The organism is Xanthomonas theicola, from assembly GCF_014236795.1.
Lineage (GTDB): Bacteria > Pseudomonadota > Gammaproteobacteria > Xanthomonadales > Xanthomonadaceae > Xanthomonas_A > Xanthomonas_A theicola.
Genome location: NZ_CP049017.1, coordinates 2,922,902 through 2,942,302, shown reverse-complemented (window position 1 = coordinate 2,942,302; position 19,401 = coordinate 2,922,902). Strand labels below are relative to the sequence as shown.

14 protein-coding genes and 2 pseudogenes are annotated in these 19,401 nt (G+C 65.4%); 11 read left to right on the top strand and 5 right to left on the bottom strand.

Annotation, left to right across the window (positions count from 1 at the left end; genetic code table 11):
* Positions 1–63 precede the first annotated feature (63 nt).
* Positions 64–1,296 carry a cell division protein FtsZ gene (gene ftsZ, locus G4Q83_RS13740; RefSeq protein WP_128420735.1) on the top strand — a complete coding sequence of 411 codons (1,233 nt, stop codon included), beginning with the start codon at positions 64–66 and terminating at the stop codon, positions 1,294–1,296.
* A gap of 361 nt (positions 1,297–1,657) precedes the next feature.
* Positions 1,658–2,569 carry a UDP-3-O-acyl-N-acetylglucosamine deacetylase gene (gene lpxC, locus G4Q83_RS13735; RefSeq protein ID WP_128420734.1) on the top strand — a complete coding sequence of 304 codons (912 nt, stop codon included), beginning with the start codon at positions 1,658–1,660 and terminating at the stop codon, positions 2,567–2,569.
* A gap of 162 nt (positions 2,570–2,731) precedes the next feature.
* Here lpxC and G4Q83_RS13730 read toward each other — a convergent pair whose 3' ends face one another.
* Positions 2,732–3,205 (bottom strand): DciA family protein, encoded by a 474-nt coding sequence (locus G4Q83_RS13730; RefSeq protein ID WP_128420733.1) that lies wholly within the window; start codon positions 3,203–3,205, stop codon positions 2,732–2,734.
* 10 nt (positions 3,206–3,215) lie between these two features.
* Between G4Q83_RS13730 and G4Q83_RS13725 the strand changes: the two genes are divergently transcribed.
* From G4Q83_RS13725 to G4Q83_RS13710, 4 genes are all read left to right on the top strand, one after another.
* Entirely contained in the window at positions 3,216–4,166 is a 951-nt protein-coding gene (locus G4Q83_RS13725; RefSeq protein ID WP_128420732.1) for a M23 family metallopeptidase, read from the top strand.
* A 162-nt stretch (positions 4,167–4,328) separates the two neighbouring features.
* A complete protein-coding gene (gene secA / locus G4Q83_RS13720; protein ID WP_128420731.1) occupies positions 4,329–7,067 on the top strand; it encodes a preprotein translocase subunit SecA in 2,739 nt (912 codons plus the stop codon).
* 313 nt (positions 7,068–7,380) lie between these two features.
* Positions 7,381–7,782: a VOC family protein gene (locus tag G4Q83_RS13715; protein WP_128420730.1), complete on the top strand. Its 402-nt coding sequence runs from the start codon at positions 7,381–7,383 to the stop codon at positions 7,780–7,782.
* A 430-nt stretch (positions 7,783–8,212) separates the two neighbouring features.
* The gene (locus G4Q83_RS13710; RefSeq protein ID WP_128420729.1) at positions 8,213–8,644 is read left to right on the top strand and encodes a hypothetical protein; all 432 of its coding nucleotides are present in this window, start codon (positions 8,213–8,215) and stop codon (positions 8,642–8,644) included.
* A 105-nt stretch (positions 8,645–8,749) separates the two neighbouring features.
* Here the strand turns inward: G4Q83_RS13710 and G4Q83_RS13705 are convergent.
* Positions 8,750–9,504, bottom strand: a protein-coding gene (locus tag G4Q83_RS13705) for an IS5 family transposase (protein WP_425509728.1) whose coding sequence is annotated in 2 segments (ribosomal slippage) — positions 8,750–9,202 and positions 9,205–9,504 — 753 coding nt in all. Because the reading frame shifts where the segments join, the coding sequence is not laid out codon by codon here.
* Positions 9,505–10,003: 499 nt separating this feature from the next.
* Here G4Q83_RS13705 and G4Q83_RS13700 point away from each other — a divergent pair.
* Positions 10,004–10,966: a Nudix family hydrolase gene (locus G4Q83_RS13700; RefSeq protein WP_128421649.1), complete on the top strand. Its 963-nt coding sequence runs from the start codon at positions 10,004–10,006 to the stop codon at positions 10,964–10,966.
* Between the two features lie 124 nt (positions 10,967–11,090).
* On the opposite strand, the gene G4Q83_RS13695 is transcribed toward G4Q83_RS13700, so the two are convergent.
* From G4Q83_RS13695 to G4Q83_RS13685, 3 genes and pseudogenes are all read right to left on the bottom strand, one after another.
* Positions 11,091–11,681, bottom strand: coding sequence for a DUF4124 domain-containing protein (locus G4Q83_RS13695; protein ID WP_128421648.1), 591 nt, complete (start codon positions 11,679–11,681; stop codon positions 11,091–11,093).
* 286 nt (positions 11,682–11,967) lie between these two features.
* Complete coding sequence (gene metF, locus G4Q83_RS13690; RefSeq protein WP_128421647.1) at positions 11,968–12,792, bottom strand: methylenetetrahydrofolate reductase [NAD(P)H]; 825 nt, start codon at positions 12,790–12,792, stop codon at positions 11,968–11,970.
* A gap of 218 nt (positions 12,793–13,010) precedes the next feature.
* Positions 13,011–13,983, bottom strand: a pseudogene (locus tag G4Q83_RS13685) (alpha-amylase family protein); the annotation flags it as partial.
* A 108-nt stretch (positions 13,984–14,091) separates the two neighbouring features.
* On the opposite strand from G4Q83_RS13685, the gene G4Q83_RS13680 reads away from it, so the two are divergent.
* The 4 genes and pseudogenes from G4Q83_RS13680 to G4Q83_RS13665 all read left to right on the top strand — a co-directional run bounded on the left by G4Q83_RS13680 (position 14,092) and on the right by G4Q83_RS13665 (position 19,325).
* A complete protein-coding gene (locus G4Q83_RS13680) occupies positions 14,092–14,295 on the top strand; it encodes a ribbon-helix-helix domain-containing protein (RefSeq protein ID WP_158255073.1) in 204 nt (67 codons plus the stop codon).
* Positions 14,292–16,961: a TrlF family AAA-like ATPase gene (locus G4Q83_RS13675; protein WP_128421645.1), complete on the top strand. Its 2,670-nt coding sequence runs from the start codon at positions 14,292–14,294 to the stop codon at positions 16,959–16,961. The genes G4Q83_RS13680 and G4Q83_RS13675 overlap by 4 nt, the downstream gene beginning before the upstream one ends.
* Positions 16,962–16,973: 12 nt before the next feature.
* Positions 16,974–18,215 carry an RNA-binding domain-containing protein gene (locus tag G4Q83_RS13670; RefSeq protein WP_128421644.1) on the top strand — a complete coding sequence of 414 codons (1,242 nt, stop codon included), beginning with the start codon at positions 16,974–16,976 and terminating at the stop codon, positions 18,213–18,215.
* A 311-nt stretch (positions 18,216–18,526) separates the two neighbouring features.
* A pseudogene (locus G4Q83_RS13665) lies at positions 18,527–19,325 on the top strand (IS5 family transposase).
* The last annotated feature ends 76 nt before the right edge of the window (positions 19,326–19,401 follow it).

Genomic DNA, 19,401 nt, shown 5'->3' with positions numbered 1-19,401 from the left:
CTGCTTTTCCGAGTCCCCAGTCCCAAGTCCCCAGTCCCGGCCCCATAACAAGAGGAAACGGACATGGCGCATTTCGAACTGATTGAAAAGATGGCACCCAACGCGGTGATCAAGGTGGTCGGCGTGGGCGGCGGCGGCGGCAACGCGGTCGCGCACATGGTCAGCAGCAGCGTGGACGGCGTGGAGTTCATCACCGCCAACACCGACTCGCAGGCGATCAAGAACTGCGGCGCGAAGCTGCAGCTGCAACTGGGCAGCAACGTCACCAAGGGCCTGGGCGCGGGCGCGAACCCGGAGGTCGGCCGCCAGGCCGCGCTGGAGGACCGCGAGCGCATCATGGACGCGCTGCAGGGCGCGGACATGGTGTTCATCACCGCCGGCATGGGCGGCGGCACCGGTACCGGCGCCGCGCCGGTGGTGGCGCAGCTGGCCAAGGAGATGGGCATCCTGACCGTGGCCGTGGTCACCAAGCCGTTCCCGTTCGAGGGCCGCCGGCGCATGCAGGTCGCGCTGAAGGGCATCGAGGAACTGAGCCAGCATTGCGACTCGCTGATCACCATCCCCAACGAGAAGCTGATCACCGTGCTGGGCCGCAACGCGACCATGATCCAGGCGTTCCGCGCCGCCAACGACGTGCTGCAGGGCGCCGTGCAGGGCATCGCCGACCTGATCGTGCGCCCGGGCCTGATCAACGTCGACTTCGCCGACGTGCGCACCGTGATGAGCGAGATGGGCCTGGCGATGATGGGCACCGGCTCGGCGCGCGGCGACGACCGCGCCCAGGCTGCGGCCGAGGCGGCGATCCAGAACCCGCTGCTGGACGACGTCAACCTGGCCGGCGCCAACGGCATCCTGGTCAACATCACCGCCGGTCCGGACTTCACGATGAGCGAGTTCGACGAGATCGGCCGCACTATCGAGGGCTTCTCCTCGGAGGACGCCACCGTGGTCGTCGGTACCGTGCTCGACCCGGACATGCAGGACGAAGTCCGCGTGACCGTGGTGGCCACCGGCCTGAACCGCGCAGTGTCGCGCCAGGCGCAGCGTCCGGAGCAGCGCGCGCCGATCAAGCTGGTGCGCAACGCCACCACCGGCCAGCCGGAGCTCGGCGGCTTCGACCACGGCGGCGACGCCGTGTCCAAGGCAGTCGGCGGGGCGATGGGCCTGGGCCTGCGCCGTCCCAGCGGCGATGCGATGGGCAGCTCAGGCTCCGGCTCCGTGTCGGCACCGGCGGCGGCCGATCTGCCGAACGATTATTTGGACATCCCGGCGTTCCTGCGCCGCCAGGCCGACTGATGCCGTCCATGGCGCGACAGCCCGGCGTGTGGATGGCCCGGCCTGTCCATCCATGGCCAGGCGCGGATCCGCGTGCGAAGCAGTGCTTCGCAAGCACGCGGCCCGTCCTGCGCCGCCAGGCCGACTGAGGTCGCCGCGCCGGCGTGTGTCGGCCGGCGGCCAGAACCTGTCCGCCTGGCCGCTGTGCCGTGTCCTTGCTGCTGGGTCGGTGCGACCCGGCAGGCTTTTGTGACCGCGGCACCGGCCTGCCAGCGTTGCGCAAATGAGACACTGTGACCATATTGTTAAAATTTAGCTAAACGCGTGATACTCTCGATTCCGTTCAGTTCCTGTCTGAACGGACGTTCCCAGACTGTCTCCCATGACTCGACAACGCACTCTCAAGAACACGATCCGCGCCACCGGCGTGGGCCTGCATAGCGGCGACAAGGTCTACATGACGCTGCGGCCGGCGCCCGCCGACCACGGCATCGTGTTCCGCCGCGTCGACCTGGAGCCGGCGGTGGAAGTGCCGGCTGATGCCGGGCTGGTCACCGAGACCACGCTGTGCACCGGCCTGAGCCGCGGCAAGGCCAAGATCCAGACGGTGGAACACCTGATGTCGGCGATGGCCGGCCTGGGCGTGGACAATGCCATCGTCGAGCTGTCCTCGGCCGAGTTGCCGATCATGGACGGTTCCTCCGGCCCGTTCGTGTTCCTGCTGCAGTCCGCAGGCATCGTCGAGCAGGCCAGGGCCAAGCGCTTCATCCGCATCAAGCGTCCGATGGAAGTGCGCGACGGCGACAAGATCGCCCGCTTCGATCCCTATGACGGCTACAAGCTGGGCTTCACCATCCAGTTCGACCACCCGATGATCCCGGCCAAGCAGTCGCGCCAGGAAATCGAGTTCTCGACCATGGCCTACATCAAGGAAATCTCCCGCGCACGCACCTTCGGTTTCATGCGCGACCTGGAGTACATGCGCGAGCGCAACCTCGGGCTGGGCGGATCGATGGACAACGCCATCGTGCTCGACGAGTTCCGCGTGCTCAACGACGACGGCCTGCGCTATGCCGACGAGTTCGTGCGGCACAAGATCCTCGATGCGATCGGCGACCTGTACCTGGCCGGCGGCGCCATCCTGGGCGCCTACGAAGGCTACAAATCCGGCCATGCGCTGAACAACAAGTTGGTCCGGGCGCTGCTCGCCGAGCAGGCTGCATGGGAGTGGGTGAGCTTCGATTCCGCTGCGCTGCCCGCGCCGGTGGCCTATGGCGCCGTGGCCTACGCCTGACGCTTCGCGTCCCGCCGCCAGGACGGTCCGGGGTCACGGATTCAGGCCACCCGTCATTGCGCTTGTTTCGATTAACTTTATTTAACGAATCTGTAACGACCTCGCGCCCGGCGCCCGCTAGGATGCCGTCCTAGGATGCGCCGGGGTCGCGAGCGTGCGTGTCTACGGACGCAGACAGCGGCCGGAGGTCGTGGTGGTGCCGGGCGTCGCGGACTCGACATCCTGCAGGGATGCCAATGCGTCGCGCAATCCCTTTTGCGTCGCTGCGGAGATCGGTGCGGGCTTGCTGCTTGCCTGTTGCATTGGGGAATGCATGGGCGCAGTCGCAATCTTGACGGTCACCCTGGTGGCCTTCAGCCCGAGGGAGCGGGCCGCGGCAAGGATATCGGCCTCGGCAAGCCTCATCCGGGCGTGCCAGACCGGAGCGTCAACGAGAAAAACGAGCTGTTCGCCGTTCACATTGGCCAACCGGCAACGGGACGCCAGGTTCGGCGGCAGATGGGGGCGCAACTGCCGGTCCAGCGCGTCGAGCCACAGGGCACGCCGCAACGGGTCGCCCACCTTGTCCGCCAATGCCGCGTCCAACGCTGGCATCGGCGCGGCGGTGTGGCCCTCGCCGGACTTTCGCTTAGACATGAAAACTCATATGGCGTTTAATAAGAAGATCGTAATCAATTCGTGTGAAAAGGGGATCAGTACGCGGCCGGGACGATTTCGCCAGTTCGCGGACCGGCGTCCCCTGGCCGTGCTGGGCGCGGTGCTCGGGGTGGGCATGGTACTCGGCATCGGCGTCAGCGCCGCGACCGGGTTGGTCGGTTCCGCACAACTGCGGGCCAAGGTACAGCAGCAGGACGCAGAACTGGCGCAGGTGCGCCGCGACGCGCAGACCCAGGTCAACGCGCTCGCCGCGCGGCTGGGCGAATTGCAGGCACAGGCCACGCGTCTGAACGCGCTCGGCGAGCGCCTGACCCGGATGGGCAAGCTGCAGGACGGCGAATTCGACTTCGAACAGCCGGTCGGCGTCGGCGGCGGCGACGACGAGGCCAGCCAGGACATGCCGGCGCGGCAGTTGGGCAAGGAGCTGGACGGGGTGCAGCAGCAGTTCGCCACTTCCGGACAGCAGCTGTCGGTGCTGGAATCGCTGCTGTTCGACCATCAGCTCGACCAGAACGCGGTACCGTCGCGGATGCCGATCCGCAACAGCTACGTCACCTCCGGCTTCGGCGGCCGTGCCGATCCGTTCGGCCGCGGCGCAGGCAACCACAAGGGCATCGACTTCCATGCCAGCGTCGGCGACCCGGTGCTGTCGGTGGCCGACGGCGTGGTGAGCTACGCCGGCGTGCGCGGCGGCTACGGCAACGTGGTCGAGGTCGATCACGGCAACGGGTACGTCACCCGCTACGCGCACAATTCGCGGTTGACGGTGAAGGTCGGCGATCTGGTGCGGGTCGGCCAGGAAGTGGCCAAGGCCGGCTCCACCGGCCGTTCCACCGGCGCGCACGTGCACTTCGAAGTGTGGAAGGACGGCGTGGTGATGAATCCGGCCAAGTTCCTCGGCGACGGCGCCACGCCGGTGGGACGCCGCGGCCGCGGCTGACCGCACTCGGGCGGCGATAGCGGCGCTTGAATCGCCCGGATCCGCACCAAGCTACAATACGCTTTGCCACGACAGGGCGCCTCGCGCCCTGCTTCGTTTGCGGCCCATCGATTCCTTGCGGGACTGGGCCGTTCGGGCGTTCCTTTCCAACCGGTTCCTTCAATGATCAACAGTCTGCTTACTCGCGTTTTCGGTAGCCGCAACGAGCGCCAGCTGCGTCAGCTCCACCGTATCGTCGCCAAGGTCAATGCGCTGGAAGCGGAGATGGAGCAGCTCTCCGACGCGCAGCTGCAGGCCAAGACCCCGGAACTGCGCGGGCGCATCGCCGGGGGCGAGACCCTGGACAAGGTGCTGCCGGAAGCGTTCGCGGTGTGCCGCGAGGCCAGCCGCCGCGTGCTCGGCATGCGCCACTACGACGTGCAGCTGATCGGCGGCATGGTGCTGCACCTGGGCAAGATCGCGGAAATGCGCACCGGCGAAGGCAAGACCCTGGTGGCGACGCTGCCGGTGTACCTCAACGCGCTGGAGGACAAGGGCGTGCACGTGGTCACCGTCAACGACTACCTGGCGCGCCGCGACGCCGCGCAGATGGGCCGCCTGTACAACTGGCTGGGGCTGAGCGTGGGCGTGGTCTACCCGGGCATGCCGCACAGCGACAAGTATGCCGCCTATGCCGCCGACATCACCTACGGCACCAACAACGAGTTCGGCTTCGACTACCTGCGCGACAACATGGCGCTGTCCAGGGCCGACCGCTACCAGCGCGGCCTGAACTACGCCATCGTCGACGAGGTGGACTCGATCCTGATTGACGAGGCGCGCACCCCGCTGATCATCTCCGGCCCGGCCGACGATTCGCCGGAGCTGTACATCCGCGTCAACCGCATCGTGCCGCAGCTGACCAAGCAGGAGGCCGAGGAGGGCGAAGGCGATTTCTGGGTCGACGAGAAGGGCAAGCAGGTGCACCTGTCCGAGGCCGGCATGGAGCATGCCGAGGAACTGCTGCGCGCGGCCGGCATCCTGAGCGACGACGAGGATCGCCTGTACGGGGCGCAGAACCTCAGCGTGGTGCATCACCTCAATGCCGCGCTGCGCGCGCATGCCATCTACCAGCGCGACGTGGACTACATCGTCCGCGACGGCGAGGTGGTGATCGTCGACGAGTTCACCGGCCGCACGCTGCCGGGCCGGCGCTGGTCCGACGGCCTGCACCAGGCGGTGGAAGCGAAAGAAGGCGTGCCAGTGCAGCGCGAGAATCAGACGCTGGCCAGCATCACCTTCCAGAACCTGTTCCGCATGTACAAGAAGCTGTCCGGCATGACCGGCACGGCCGACACCGAGGCCTACGAGTTCCAGAGCATCTATGGCCTGGAAGTGGTGGTGATCCCGACCAACCGCCCGACCGTGCGCAAGGACCACGCCGACCAGGTGTTCCTCAACCGCCAGGGCAAGTTCAACGCGGTGCTGGCCGACATCGAGGATTGTGCCAAGCGCGGCCAGCCGGTGCTGGTGGGCACCACCTCGATCGAGACCTCGGAGATGCTGTCCGAGCACCTGCGCAAGGCCGGGGTGAAGCATGAGGTGCTCAACGCCAAGCAGCACGAGCGTGAGGCGACCATCGTCGCCAACGCCGGCATGCCGGCGGCGGTGACCATCGCCACCAACATGGCCGGACGCGGTACCGACATCGTGCTCGGCGGCTCGCTGGAATCCGAGCTGCACGCCCTCGGCGAGGGCGCCGACGACGCCCGGCGCGGCGCGGTCAAGGCGGCCTGGCAGCAGCGCCACGACGCGGTCAAGGCCGCCGGCGGCCTGCACATCATCGGCACCGAGCGCCACGAGTCGCGCCGCATCGACAACCAGCTGCGCGGTCGTTCCGGCCGCCAGGGCGACCCGGGCTCGTCGCGCTTCTACCTGTCGCTGGAAGACAACCTGATGCGCATCTTCGCCTCGGACTGGGTGCAGAAGGCGATGCGGATGATGGGCATGAAGGAAGACGACGTCATCGAGGACAAGCTGGTCAGCCGCCAGATCGAGAAGGCGCAGCGCAAGGTCGAGGCGCACAACTTCGACATCCGCAAGAACCTGCTCGACTTCGACGACGTCAACAACGACCAGCGCAAGGTGATCTACGCGCAGCGCGACGAACTGCTCGATGCCGAGTCGGTCAAGGACAACGTCGACGGCATCCGCGACGACGTGATCTACGACCTGGTGGCGCGCTTCGTGCCGCCGAACTCGGTCGACGAACAATGGGACCTGCCTGGCCTGGAAGCGACCCTGTCCAGCGACCTGGGATTGCCGCTGTCGCTGACCGGTCTGGTCGAGCGCCACGAGGAACTGGATGCCGCCGGCATCGCCGAGAAGGTGCGCGAGGAAGTCGATCGTCACTTCCAGCAGAAAGAAACCGCGGTCGGCGGCGAGACCATGCGCGCGCTGGAAAAGCACGTGATGCTGACCGTGCTCGACCAGAGCTGGAAGGAGCACCTGGCGCGCATGGACTATCTGCGCCAGGGCATCCACCTACGCGGCTACGCGCAGAAGCAGCCCAAGCAGGAATACAAGAAGGAAGCCTTCGAGCTGTTCTCGGAAATGCTCGATCACGCCAAGCGCGAGGTGGTGACCCTGCTGGCGCGCGTGCGCATCCGCAGCGAGGAGGAGGTGGCGGCGCTGGAGGTGCAGGAACGGCAGCAGGTGCAGGCGCAACTGCGCCAGGCCCAGTTCCAGCATCAGGACGCCGGCGGCTACAGCGCCGACGAGGACGCCGAGCGGCTGGCGCTGGGGGCGAGCGCGCCGGCGGTGGCGCAGGTCACCCGCGAGACGCCCAAGGTCGGCCGCAACGATCCGTGCCCGTGCGGCAGCGGCAAGAAGTACAAGCACTGCCACGGCCAGTTGAGCTGAGAGCGCTGTTGCGCAATCGCGCAACAGCGCCACGTTCGGCTTCGCAAAACGTGGGCCCCGCCTCGCCACGACCCCGGCCTGTCGGCACGCCCCCTTGATTCAAAGGGGGAGCTGTAGCTCCGGATGGGGCGTCGGGAGACAACGCTACCGGCAATACTGCAGCACCTGCTGGTGCTTGCGCCGATCGATGCCCCGCCTTGCGCGGGGTGTTTGTTTCTGGCATGGGCTCGGGGCGCGCACGCGTGCCGGCGTTGCGTGTCGTGCGTTCTGCGCGTAGGGTGCCGGGTGTCGCCATTGCCGTCGGCTGCATGCCTTGGAACCTTCCGCCAGTCTTGAATTGAAGGTATTCGTGCCGGCGCGTGATTACGCGCTGTCCGTGCGGTTCTATCGGGAGGTGGGGTTCTTGCCCGAAGAGATCGGTCCCGGGCTCACCTGCTTCCGCCATGGCGAACGCTGCGCGTTCCTGCTGCAGGACTTCTACGAGCAGGGGCTGGCGCACAACCTGGTGCTCCACCTGTGGGTGGCGGACGCGGATGCCTGGTGGCGGCGGCTCGACGTCGCCGACCTGGCTGGCCGCTATGGCGCGCGCGTCGGTGTGCCGGAGGACCGGCCATGGGGCATGCGCGACTTCACCCTGCACGATCCCAGCGGCGTGCTGTGGCGGATCGGCCACACCAGCAACAGCCAGCCTCCACGAAAGTGTGGAGGCAGCTGATCGCCATGCCCCAGGCCTCTGTCTGGCGCGTCGAGGCTGAATTCCCGATTCGGCACGTTCGCTACCACGTCCAGGCGGCTGTCGCGGATGCGGACGCTTGTGGCCACCGCCAACCTGGGCCGCAGGCCATCGGTCCTCACCAAGCGGCGCACGTGGTGGCGACCGCAGCATGCACCTTCCTGGCGCTTTGCATCCAGCCATGCCGCGTGTGTTTGGCGCACGGACACGGACGCGTTTCCACATCTACGGCTGTGACCCCACGATTGGCGACCTGCCCGACCGCCTTGGCCTTGAACTCATCCGTGTACGGCCTGTTGCCCGCAATGACGGCACGCAGATGTCTCTGGAAGACGGCACGGTTGAAGGCGGTTCATCTTACAGCCCTGGGCTGATAGGATTGCCGCTCAATGATTAATACAAAAGGAGCGCCATGCCTGTAGTCAATTTGTTGAACGCAGTTTCATCGTCGCCGGCGGCGACCAATGATGCATCTGCATTTGCAAGCCATTCAACGTTGCCTATCATCGGGGTTGGCGGTAGTTCGAAAACATTTGCAATGCAAAATGGATTGCCGGCTCGAATCGGTTTTTATGGTCATGATTTGGCTTATTCTAAGCATAAGCCGCGGGTAAGGAGGGATGACAGCGCGGCGATACCTTACGGCACCTATTCGGAAAATGTTTGCCTCAAAACAGCTGACCGATTGGAGGAGGCTAATCCTCGGGTCAATGTCTTCCCATACCCGCCTGATTCAAAAAGGATAGTTGATGAATATAAAAGAGTGGTCAACAGTCCTGATTGCAGACTGGTTCTAACTACTACGACATCGATGCCCCCCTTGTTTAAACCGTGGGGTGGGTGATGTTCCGCCCGCGTTGTAGCGCGGGCTTATTGGGTAATCACTCGACCTGAGTCACTGGCGGCCCGCAGTTCGATCACCACCTCGGCTTACGCCTAGGGCGTGTCATCAATTAAGTAAAATGACGGAGGCGGCCCAGTAGATGGCGCCGAGGAAGTTGCAGGCGGTCTTGTCGTATCGGGTCGCAATGGCTCGGTACTGCTTGAGTTTGGCAAAGAAGTTCTCGATCAAGTGTCGATCCCTGTACAGCACCCGGTCGTAGTCACGTTGCACGTTGCGTGTTGGGTGGGAGGGGATGACGATCTGGGTCCCCTGTCGCTGCATCGGCTCGATGACGCGCGCGCTGGCGTCGTAGGCTCGGTCAGCGAGCAATGCGCCCACCGACAAGGGCGGCAACAAGGCATCTGCGCCTTCCAGATCCGACGCCTGGCCTGCGGTCAGATGAAACGCCAGCGGATTGCCCAGTGCATCGACCACCGCGTGGATCTTGCTGCTCAGTCCGCCGCGGCTGCGTCCGATGGCTTGCCGCTCCCCCTTATTGCCCCGGCGCTGTGCTGATGCGCCCGGACGATGGTGCTGTCGATCATTGCGTACTCGTTGTCCGCGTCTTTCGACAAGGCCTGGAACACCTGGTGCCAGATGCCGGACCGGCTCCAGCGGCTATGTCGCAGGTGGATCACGCGAAAATCGCCGAAGCGCTCAGGCAGATCGCGCCAGGGGATGCCGGCTCGGTAGCGGTACAGCACGGCTTCGACGAACAGCCGGTTGTCTTTGGCAGTCACGCCGACATGGCCGGCTCGGCCGGGAAGCAGATCGCGGATGCGATCCCACTGATCGTCTCGCAGGGCGTAGCGACGTGCCATTGCAGGGCCGGAGAGTAAAGGGGCGACAAGCATCCACTATTCTAGCAATTGATGACAGATCCTAGCCGATGCTGCGCAAGCATCCGCCGCCTCGCTTTGCCAACCCGGTGGAGGGTCTCGTCGAAGACGTGGTCCTCAGGGCGTGGCATCAATCCCCGAGCAGGGACGGCCCCGCGGCTTGGCTCTGGCGGTCCGCCAGCCGGTGCCGCGCGGCTGGACCTGACCGCCGTCAGGCGCTGTGCCCGCACCACCACCAGCTGGCGGCCTGCCGGGTTGGCTGTCGCGCTGACGCCGCAGACGGCGGCGTCTTTCGCCTTCGCTCGGATGTCGTCGTCCTTGAGGGCCGCAGGGGATCCGGCCATTGCGCAAGGCCGCTGGCGAGGAGGCCTTCCCGGCGATGCCAGCGCTGGCGTCGGTCACTGCCGTCGCGTGCGGATCGGCGGCGATGTGGACTCAATTGTCATTGCGCTGGCACCGCCGAAGGCGGCAAGCTGGCGTTATGTTCGAACCGCTCAGATCCATCCATGTCGTTGCCGGCGTGATCACCGATGCCCGCGGCCGCATCCTGCTGGCCCGGCGCACCGATGGCCGCGACCTGGCCGGCTTGTGGGAGTTCCCCGGCGGCAAGCGCGAGGCGGGCGAGACCTCCGAGCAGGCGCTGGTGCGTGAACTGCACGAGGAACTTGGCATCAAGGCGCTGGTCGGCGCGGCGCTGATGGAGGTGCCGCAACGCTATCCGGACAAGCGGCTGCGCCTGGAGATGCGCCAGGTGCTGGCGTGGAAAGGCGCCGCGCGCGGCCGCGAGGGCCAGGCGCTGACCTGGGTCACGCCGGACAAGCTGGATCGTTATGCGATGCCGCCGGCCGACCAGCCGGTGGTGGCGATGCTGCGCCAGCCTGATCGCTATCTGGTGACCCCGGAGCCGACCGACGCCGACCGCTGGCTGGCGGCGCTGGAGCAAGCGTTGCAAGGCGGCGTGCAACGCGTGCAGCTGCGCGCGCGCAGCCTGCCGGCGCAGCGCTGGCAGCCGCTGGCGCGGGCCGCCGCGGCGCTGTGCGCGGCGCGCGGCGCGCAGGTGCTGGTCAATCGCGATCTGGCCCTGGCGCAGGAACTGGGCGTCGGCGTGCATCTGCAGTCGGAGCAACTGCTGCAGTTCGAAGCACGGCCGTTGCCGGCAGGACAATGTGTGGCGGCGTCCTGCCATACCCTGGAAGAGCTGCAGGCGGCACAGCGACTCGGCTGCGATTTCGCCGTGGTCGGGCCGTTGGCGGCCACCGCCAGTCATCCCGGGGCCGCGGCACTGGGGTGGGACGCGTTCGAGCGCCTGCGCGAGGAAGTGGCGCTGCCACTGTATCCGATCGGCGGCCTGTCGCCGGACCAGGTGGCCGAAGCGCGCCGCCACGGCGGCCAGGGCATCGCCGCGATCTGCGGCCTGTGGCCGGTCGAAGTGGACGCGGCCTGAGCGGACGCGCGGTTGCGTGCGCATGGCGGACGCGGCGCAAAGGCCCGCGAACGGCGGCGCCTGCGATGCTGGCCGGCCGCGGCGGGGGGCTGCTGCGGCCCGCGAGCCGCCGGGCGACGCCGCCCTAGAAACTGATCCAGAAGCAGTTGTACTGCCGGCGCAGGTTCAGCATGGTCGGGGTCGGCGTCGCGCCGCCGAGAGTCTGCTCCAGGCGCAGCGCGGTGGCGCGCCTGTGCGGCGGCGCGGCGATGGCGCCGAGCGCGGCGTCGGCCGATGTTTGCGCTGCGGCAGGCGCAGTGCCGGTCGCCTGTTGCGCCGGCGGTTGCGGCACAACAGGCACGATCGCCAGCAGCGGCCGCCGGGTGATCGCGTCGAGGCGGTCGAGGATGCGCCGCGCTGCATCGTCGGACACGTCGTTCCACCAGTACAGCGTGGACAGGCGATTGACGTCGCGTACGTCCACCGCGGTGCGGATCTGCTGCGCCAGTTCGCTGAGCCGGCGGACGCATTGTGGCCGGTACAGGCCGCTGGCGCTTTCGCTGGCCGCGCTGGGCGCGGCGCGCGGCGGCAGCCGGTCGATCGCGCCCAGATCCTCGCAGCGACGATCGCTGAACACCGTGGCGCCGTCTGCACCGATGCAGCGGTTGACCTTCTGCGCGGCGGCAGGCGCGGCGCACAGGCCCAGCAACAGGAGGATCGGCGAGAGTGCGCGCATCGGCCTAGCCTAGCCGCAGGGCGGGTGAGTGGGAAGCTGTCGGAGGTGCAGGTGGCCGCTTGGGCGAGGCGTAGGGTCGCGCGGCGATCGTGGGATGGGCATCGGTCCCGATCCGTCGAGGGCGGGTGTGGCTGCTGCACTGGTCGCGGCTGATGGCCCTAGACCGCCCGGAGCCGCTCCTCCCTACAGGGGCGACGAGGTGCGGCGCCAGGGAGCTTCAGTCCGGGCGCTGTCCGGCATCGGGGCACGTCGCATGGTAAGTGGGTGGGCCCGGCGCGGACGGCGCTCACGCCAGCCGCGACAGCACGCCGACGGTGGGCTTGGCCAGGTTGAGCGTGTAGAAGTGCAGCGATGGCGCGCCGCCAGCGATCAGGCGTTCGCACAGCGCTGCGACCACGTCGGCGCCGAACTCGCGGATCGCATCGGCGTCGTCGCCGAGGGCCTGCATGCGCTTGCCGATCCAGCGCGGGATCTCCGCGCCGCACTGTTCGGAGAAACGCCGCAGCTGGCTGAAATTGGAGATCGGCATGATCCCCGGCACGATCGGGATCTGCACGCCGAGCCTGCGGACCGCATCCACGAAATGGAAATACGCGTCGGCGTTGTAGAAATACTGGGTGATCGCGGCGTCGGCACCGGCGTCGACCTTGGCCTTGAAGTGGCGCAGATCGAGCAGCGCGTCGCTGGCCTGCGGATGCGTCTCCGGATAGGCGCCGACCTCCAGGTGGAAGGCATCGCCGTGTTCGGCGCGGATGAAGGCGATCAGGTCCGCGGCGTAGCGCAGATCGCCGGGATGGCCCATGCCCGACGGCAGGTCGCCGCGCAGCGCGACCAGGCGCCGGCAACCGATCGCGCGGTACAGCTTGAGCAGTTCGCGGATCTCCTCGCGGCTGCCGCCCACGCACGACAGGTGCGGCGCCGCCTCGAAGCCATGGTGCTGCTTGAGGTGGCGCACCGTTTCGGAGGTATAGCTCAGCGTCGAGCCGCCGGCGCCGAAGGTGCACGAGACGTATTCGGGCGCGTACGCCTTCAGGCGCGCGGCGGTGCGGTCCAGCTGCGCACGTTGTTCGTCGGTCTTGGGCGGGTAGAACTCGAAACTGATGGCGGTCATGGGCGCGGCGCGTCAGGTGATGGCTGTAGTATATCTCTTCATCCGGATGGATGTGCCATTGGCGCGGTCGCAGGGGGCGCCGGTCGTCGCCGCTCCCCGCGGATCGCGGTGGCGGCTGCAGCACAGGCCGGGATGGGGGCGCCGCCGCCTTGCCGCCCTGGAGCCGCGCTGCGGCGCGTGGACGCCGCCGCCATCCGCGGTGTTGTCGTCCGCGGTGATCAACGCTTCCACATCCGCGCCTGGCGTGGCGGCAGGTTGAAGCTGTAGCTGCTGCTGGAGATGCGCACCACGCTGCCCGCGCCCAGCGCGTCGGTGTAGTCCCGGTTCCAGTGCAGCGCGCTGTCGCTCATCGCCACGGCGGCGGTGACCGCGGTGCCGCAGTTGTTGATGCCGACGATGCCCAGATCGCCGCGGCGGAACAGCAGATGGCAGGCGTCGTGGGACAGCACCTGCATGTCGCTGCCCTGCGCGGCGTTGTGGAAGCCGATCGTGCGCCTGAGGTCGTCGCGCTGGTAGACGCCTACCCAGCGATTGTCGCCGCTCTCGTCGTTGTCCGAGTAAACCATCGGCACGCCGCCGTCGCGGCCGAGAGCCGGTAGGCATAGGCCAGGGTCGCGTCGACTGGATCGAGGATCGTGTAGCGGAAGCCTGCGTTGTCTGGGATGTCGTGGGTGATCGTGAAGGTCGCTGCGCGCTTGCCGGGCAACGCCTGGCCGCAGGCGCCGGGATCGGCCAGCGGGTCCCGGCTGCCACCGAAGGCAAGGCGTCGCGGATCGAGTTGAACAGCGGGAAATCGTAGGCATGCGGCGGCGTCTGCAGGTAGGCCGCCAGGAACTGGTCGTAGTGGGTATTGCCGCCGCCGCCGGTGATGACCTCGCCGAACACATGTCCCCCCCGGAGCGGATGCCGCCGTCGAGCACGCGATTGAGGTGGTCCAAGCGCATGTGCTTGGCCGCGTCGATGCGGGGGCCGGCGACGCCCAGCGCCTTCAGCGCCTGCAGGTAGCTGCGCTGCTGCTGCACCCCAGTCGTTGCCAAGCCGGTTGGGCAAACGCGGATCGCCGCCGCCGGAGGCGGCAGGTGCGCACCTGGTAAGGGTCGTTGCAGTCGGTGATGCATTGCGCCGGGCCGAAGTCGCCGGCGCCGAGGAAGTTCACCGACAGGTCGCCGAACACCGCAGCGATGCGTGGCGCGCCGGGTCGGGGGCGCCCATGCTGTTTGACCATACGCCATTCCCTATGCGCAGTGAGTCAAGATGCAGTATTATTAAGCAACCTGATGCAAGTTGATGTTCAACCCCATGAGCCGCCCTGTAGACGCCGAAATCAAACGAGTGACTGTCACGCTGCCGCAGCGACAACTCGACGCGCTGCAAACGATCGCTTCGCGCGAGGATGTGAGCGTGGCATGGCTGGTGCGCAAAGCCGTGGACAAACTGCTGCGCGAAGGACCTGACATGCCTGTGACGAATCCCGCGCGGCCTTCCGGGAGGCGCAAGGAATGAACGACACGACTAGCCAGCCGAGCTACACCGTCGCCCGCTTCTGGCGCTGCGCTCTTCAGGTCAATCCATCCGGCTACCAATCGAAGTACCGCGGCACCGAACACGGGCTCGACGAGGCCACCTACAACCAGCAGTTGCTCGACCACTGCCTGGCACAGGACATCAAGGTCGTTGGCATCGCGGATCACGGCAGCGTCGATGCCGTCGATGGCCTGCGTCGTTTTCTGGAGCCGCACGGCATCGTCGTGTTTCCCGGCTTCGAGATCGCGTCCAGCGAGAAAATCCACATGGTGTGCCTGTTTCCCGAAGGCACGACCAAAGACCGGTTGAACCGCTACCTGGGACGGCTTGATCTGACGGACGTCCAGGACACGGTATGGCCCTCGGGCAAGACCTGTCTCGACCTGGCGCAAACCATCTTCGACTTGGGCGGCTTCTGGTATGCGGCGCACATGACGAGCGGCAATGGATTGTTGCGCCTCAATCAGGATGGCGGCGGGCTGGTGCATATCTGGAAGACCGAGGCGTTGGTGAAAGCCGGCCAGATTCCGGGGCCTCTGAAGGACTTGCCAACGAACTACAAAGACATCGTCCTCAACAAGAGCTCCGCCTACCAGCGCGAGCATCGCATCGCGCTGCTGAACGCGAAGGACGTAGCCAAGCCGGAGGACATCGCCGATCCATGCGCCAGTTGCTGGATCAAGATGACGCGGCCAAGCTTCGAGAGCTTCACCACTGCGTTCAAGGATCCGGAGTCACGCATCCGGCTTGGCGCCCTGGCTGACACGCACTACTCCCGGCTGGAAAACCTACGCTTTCATGGGGGCTACCTGGATGGCATCAGCATCGAGCTGTCGGCACACCTGAACGCAGTGATCGGCGGACGCGGCACCGGCAAATCGACCTTGATCGAGTGCCTGCGCTACGTGCTGGATGCGCCGCCGCGCGCGGCGTCCGCTCGCCGGCAGCACGATGAAATCGTCAAAGCCAATCTCGGCGCAGGCGGTCGTATCGAACTGGAGGTCGTCTCCCGAGCACTGCATGGCAGGCGCTATCTGGTTTCCCGCCGCTACGGCGAACCGCCCATCGTCAAGGATGAGCAGGGGCAGGTCTCCACGCTGCACCCGCGCGACCTGCTGCCCCGCATCGAGATATACGGCCAGAACGAGATTTTTGAATTGGCTCGCGATCCCGCAAGCCAGACGGCGATCCTGAATCGGTTTCTGCCCGGCGGCACCTCGCTGACCAGCGAGTTGGCGGCTATCGCCAAACGGCTCGCCGAGAACCGCGACAAGCTGCTGGCTGCAACCCGGCAGAAGGATGAATTGCAGACCCAAGTCGGGCGATTGCCCAAGCTGACCGAACAGGTGCAACAGTTCAAATCGCTCGGCCTGGAAAACAAGCTCGCGCTCGTGCCGCTGCTCGAACGGGAACGCCAGCTTTCAAGACGGGTCAATGAAGAGCTTGGTCGAGTCGGCGAAGGATTGTCGGCGCTGGAGGACAGCCTCCCGGACATGGCATTCCTCAGTGAGAAGGCGCTGGACGGGCTGCCGCACGCGCCTATTCTCGCCGCTATGCGTACGGTACTGGACACGCTTGGCAAGGACTTCACGACGCACCTCACCGCTCTGCGGAGGCTGCTTGCCGCAGCTTCCGCGACAGCCGAAGGTCAACAAGGGCAGTTGAAGACCCAGATCGACGCGGAATCGGAGTCCCTAGAAAAGGTCTTTTCCAGCCTGCCAGCGTTCGCCGGAAAACCCGGCCGCGACGTCGGCCGGGCATATCAGGAGCTGTTGCGCGAGATCGAGTCGATTCGGCCCAGCGAGACCCGTGTGGGGACCGTGGACAAGCTGCTGGCCGAGCTGGAAGCTCAGCGCAGAAATCTTCTGGACGAGTTCTATCGCCTTCGGGATCAGCGCAGTGACGAACTTCGGGCAGCCGTCAAGAAGCTCAATCGCAAACTCGACGGAAAGCTCCGGCTGAATCTGAAAATCGGTGGGCAGCGCAAGGCTTTGAAAGAGTTTCTGCTACAGGCGCCGGGGCTCGGCGAGAAAAAGCTCGCCTGGATCGAACAGGCAGGCGACGATCTGACCGTGCCCGCGCTGGTCCAGGCCATTCGCGGCGGCGAAGACGCCATCAAAACCTTGACCTGGGATTGGGGCATGCAGAACTCGGTCGTCGAAACCCTCGCACGGCTGGATCGCAGCCTGGTTCTCGAACTTGAAGAGATCGACCTTCAGGATCGCATCCTGATCGAACTGAATATCGCGCACCAGGGGGATATATTCAAACCGCTGGCGCAGTTGTCAACCGGCCAGCAATGCACGGCCATCCTGCACCTGCTGCTTCTGGAGAACGACGACCCGCTCATCATGGATCAACCGGAAGATAACCTGGACAACGCTTTCATCGCCGAGCGGATCGTCACGCAACTGCGTAGTGCGAAGACGGAGCGCCAGTTCCTGTTCGCCACCCACAACGCGAACATTCCGGTGTTCGGTGATGCGGAGTGGATCGGCATCTTCTCTGCCTCGGATTCCCATGCCGAGATGCCTGAGCAAGCCCAAGGCTCCATCGACGTGCCGGAGATCCGCGAACGCGTCGCCGAGATTCTTGAAGGAGGCCGGGAGGCGTTCTCCCAGCGCAAGGAAAAATATGGCTTCTAGCGAGAACAGAAGATGTTGAGAACCGAACTGCTGGAAATTATCGCGAATGGCGAGAACTCGGGCGTGGAGTTCAAACGCGACGACATCCGCCCAGAACAACTCGCCAAAGAGATCGTCGCGCTGGCGAACCTGCGGGGCGGGATGGTTTTGCTCGGTGTCGAGGACGATGGCGCCATATCCGGCGTTCAACGCGACGACCTCGAAACATGGGTCATGGACACCGTCTTCGGCCGCTATGTCCATCCTCTGCTGCTGCCGTTCTATGAGGTAATTGCTCTCGACGATGGCAAGCGCGTCGCCGTGGTCTCGATCGCTACAGGCACATCCAAGCCCTATGTGCTCCGACACAACGGGCGCGAAGACATCTATGTGCGGGTCGGAAGCACGTCGCGCCTGGCCACCCGGGAGCAGCAAGCCCGCCTGTTTGAAAGTGGCGGCATGCTACACAGCGAAATGCTGCCCGTCTCTGGCGCGGCCTTTGAAGCACTCGATCGAGAGCGCCTACAGGACTATCTGTTGACGCTGGCAGGCGACCGCGAGTTGCCGGCAACCGATGAGGCATGGCTGCGCCGCATGATCGGCTTGGGGTTCATGACGGAGACAGGCGTTGCCACGCCTGTCTGCACGATTGCGGGCCTGGTCCTGTTCGGTCGCACGCCGCGTCGCTTTCTGCGTCAGGCGGGCGTGCGTTGGATGGCGTTCATTGGGAACGACAAGACTTATCAGGCGCTCGACGACACGATCCTGGACGGTCCTCTCGTTGGCCGCTTTGGTTCACAAGGCGGCTCCCGGGAATTGATTGAACGGGGGCTGATCGAAGACCTGACGGACAGGATGCAGCCCTTCGTCAGCGTCGAAGACGAGACGCTGGCGCAAGGTTTGCGACGGCAGCGGACATGGCACTATCCGCCCGAAGCACTGCGCGAGTCGATCATCAACGCGCTGGCGCATCGCGACTGGACTCGCGCGCTGGAGGTTGAAGTCGTATCGTATTCTGACCGACTGGAGGTTTTGAGTCCCGGCGCGCTCCAGAACTCCATGACCATTGAAAAAATGCTCGCGGGGCAGCGATCCCCTCGCAACCCGATCATCGTGGAGGTGTTGCGTGACTACGGCTACGTGGATGCACGCGGCATGGGCGTGCGCAACAAAATCGTTCCTCTGATGCTCGAAGGAAACGGCGTTCGTCCCGACTTTGAAGCCACCGAGGATCATGTCAGGGTCGTACTACCCAGGTCCCCTGCAAATCCATAAGAACGCGCCCCTCTATGACGACAGCAAGATGGAGATGCGACCTTCGAAATTTCGGATGATCTGCACCAAGCTACCGTGAGGAATTAGCGCGGGTCCATGCTCTTTCTGAATCCATAGACTCCCAGCCTCGTCGCGAACTGTCCATATTCCAGCGACGCTGTACTGGTCCACGATCTGAATGTTCCCCACCGGAAGCCCGCAGCCATGCGGGATGCGTAAGCAGTTGTCAATCGCCGAAAAGCGCGCAAATCCTACGCTGTGCGCTCTAAGAACCTGTTCACGATCTTTCCCGGGTAGTGCAAACTCTGCGGATGCGCACAAAGACGTATCCGAGTGCCATGAGCCGGGAGCGGTTCGAGCAGATCCGCCCCATTCTGGAGCAGGCGCGCAAGCGTACCAAGCCACGGACCGTGGATCTGTAGGACGTGTGGTGCGCGGTGCTGTACCTGCTGCACACCGGCTGTCAGTGGCCAGCGCTGCCCAGCGACTTCCCGAAGTGGCGCACCGCGCACTGCTACTTTGCCAAGTGGAGCGAACCAGACGATGAAGGAGTGAGCCTGCTGGAGCGGGCGCTCAAAAAATCAGGTTGGCGCGGCCCGCCAGAGACAGGGGCGCAACGCTTGCAGCACGTTCTTGATCGTGGACGCACAGAGCGTGAAGAACACGGACACGGCCGGCCAGAAGGGTTATGACGCGGGCAAGAAGGTCTCGGGGATCAAGCGTCGCATCGCCGTCGATACCCAAGGCCTGCCACATGCGGTCGCGGTGACGACGGCGGAAGTGACCGACCGCAAAGGCGCGCTCCAATCCCTGGATCGTTGCAAGCCGAACCTGGGACACGTGCAAAACCTGTTGTGCGATAGCGGCTATACCGCAGAACCGTTCGCCGAAGGCGTACGAGAGATCCTGGGCAAGCAAGTCACGGTGCAGATCGCCAAACGCAGCGAACTGCACATCTTCAAGGTCATGCCCAAGCGCTGGATCGTCGAACGCAGCTTTGCGTGGCTGGAAAAGAACCGAAGGCTATGGAAGAACTGCGAGCGCAAGCTCAACACCAGCTTGCAGTTCATCCACCTGGCATGCCTGACACTACTACTCAAAAGATCGTGAACAGGTTCTAAGGAAGGTCTGAACAACACACCGCAGATGAGCGACACTATTCGCTCACGTAGAGGGATGGGCCACG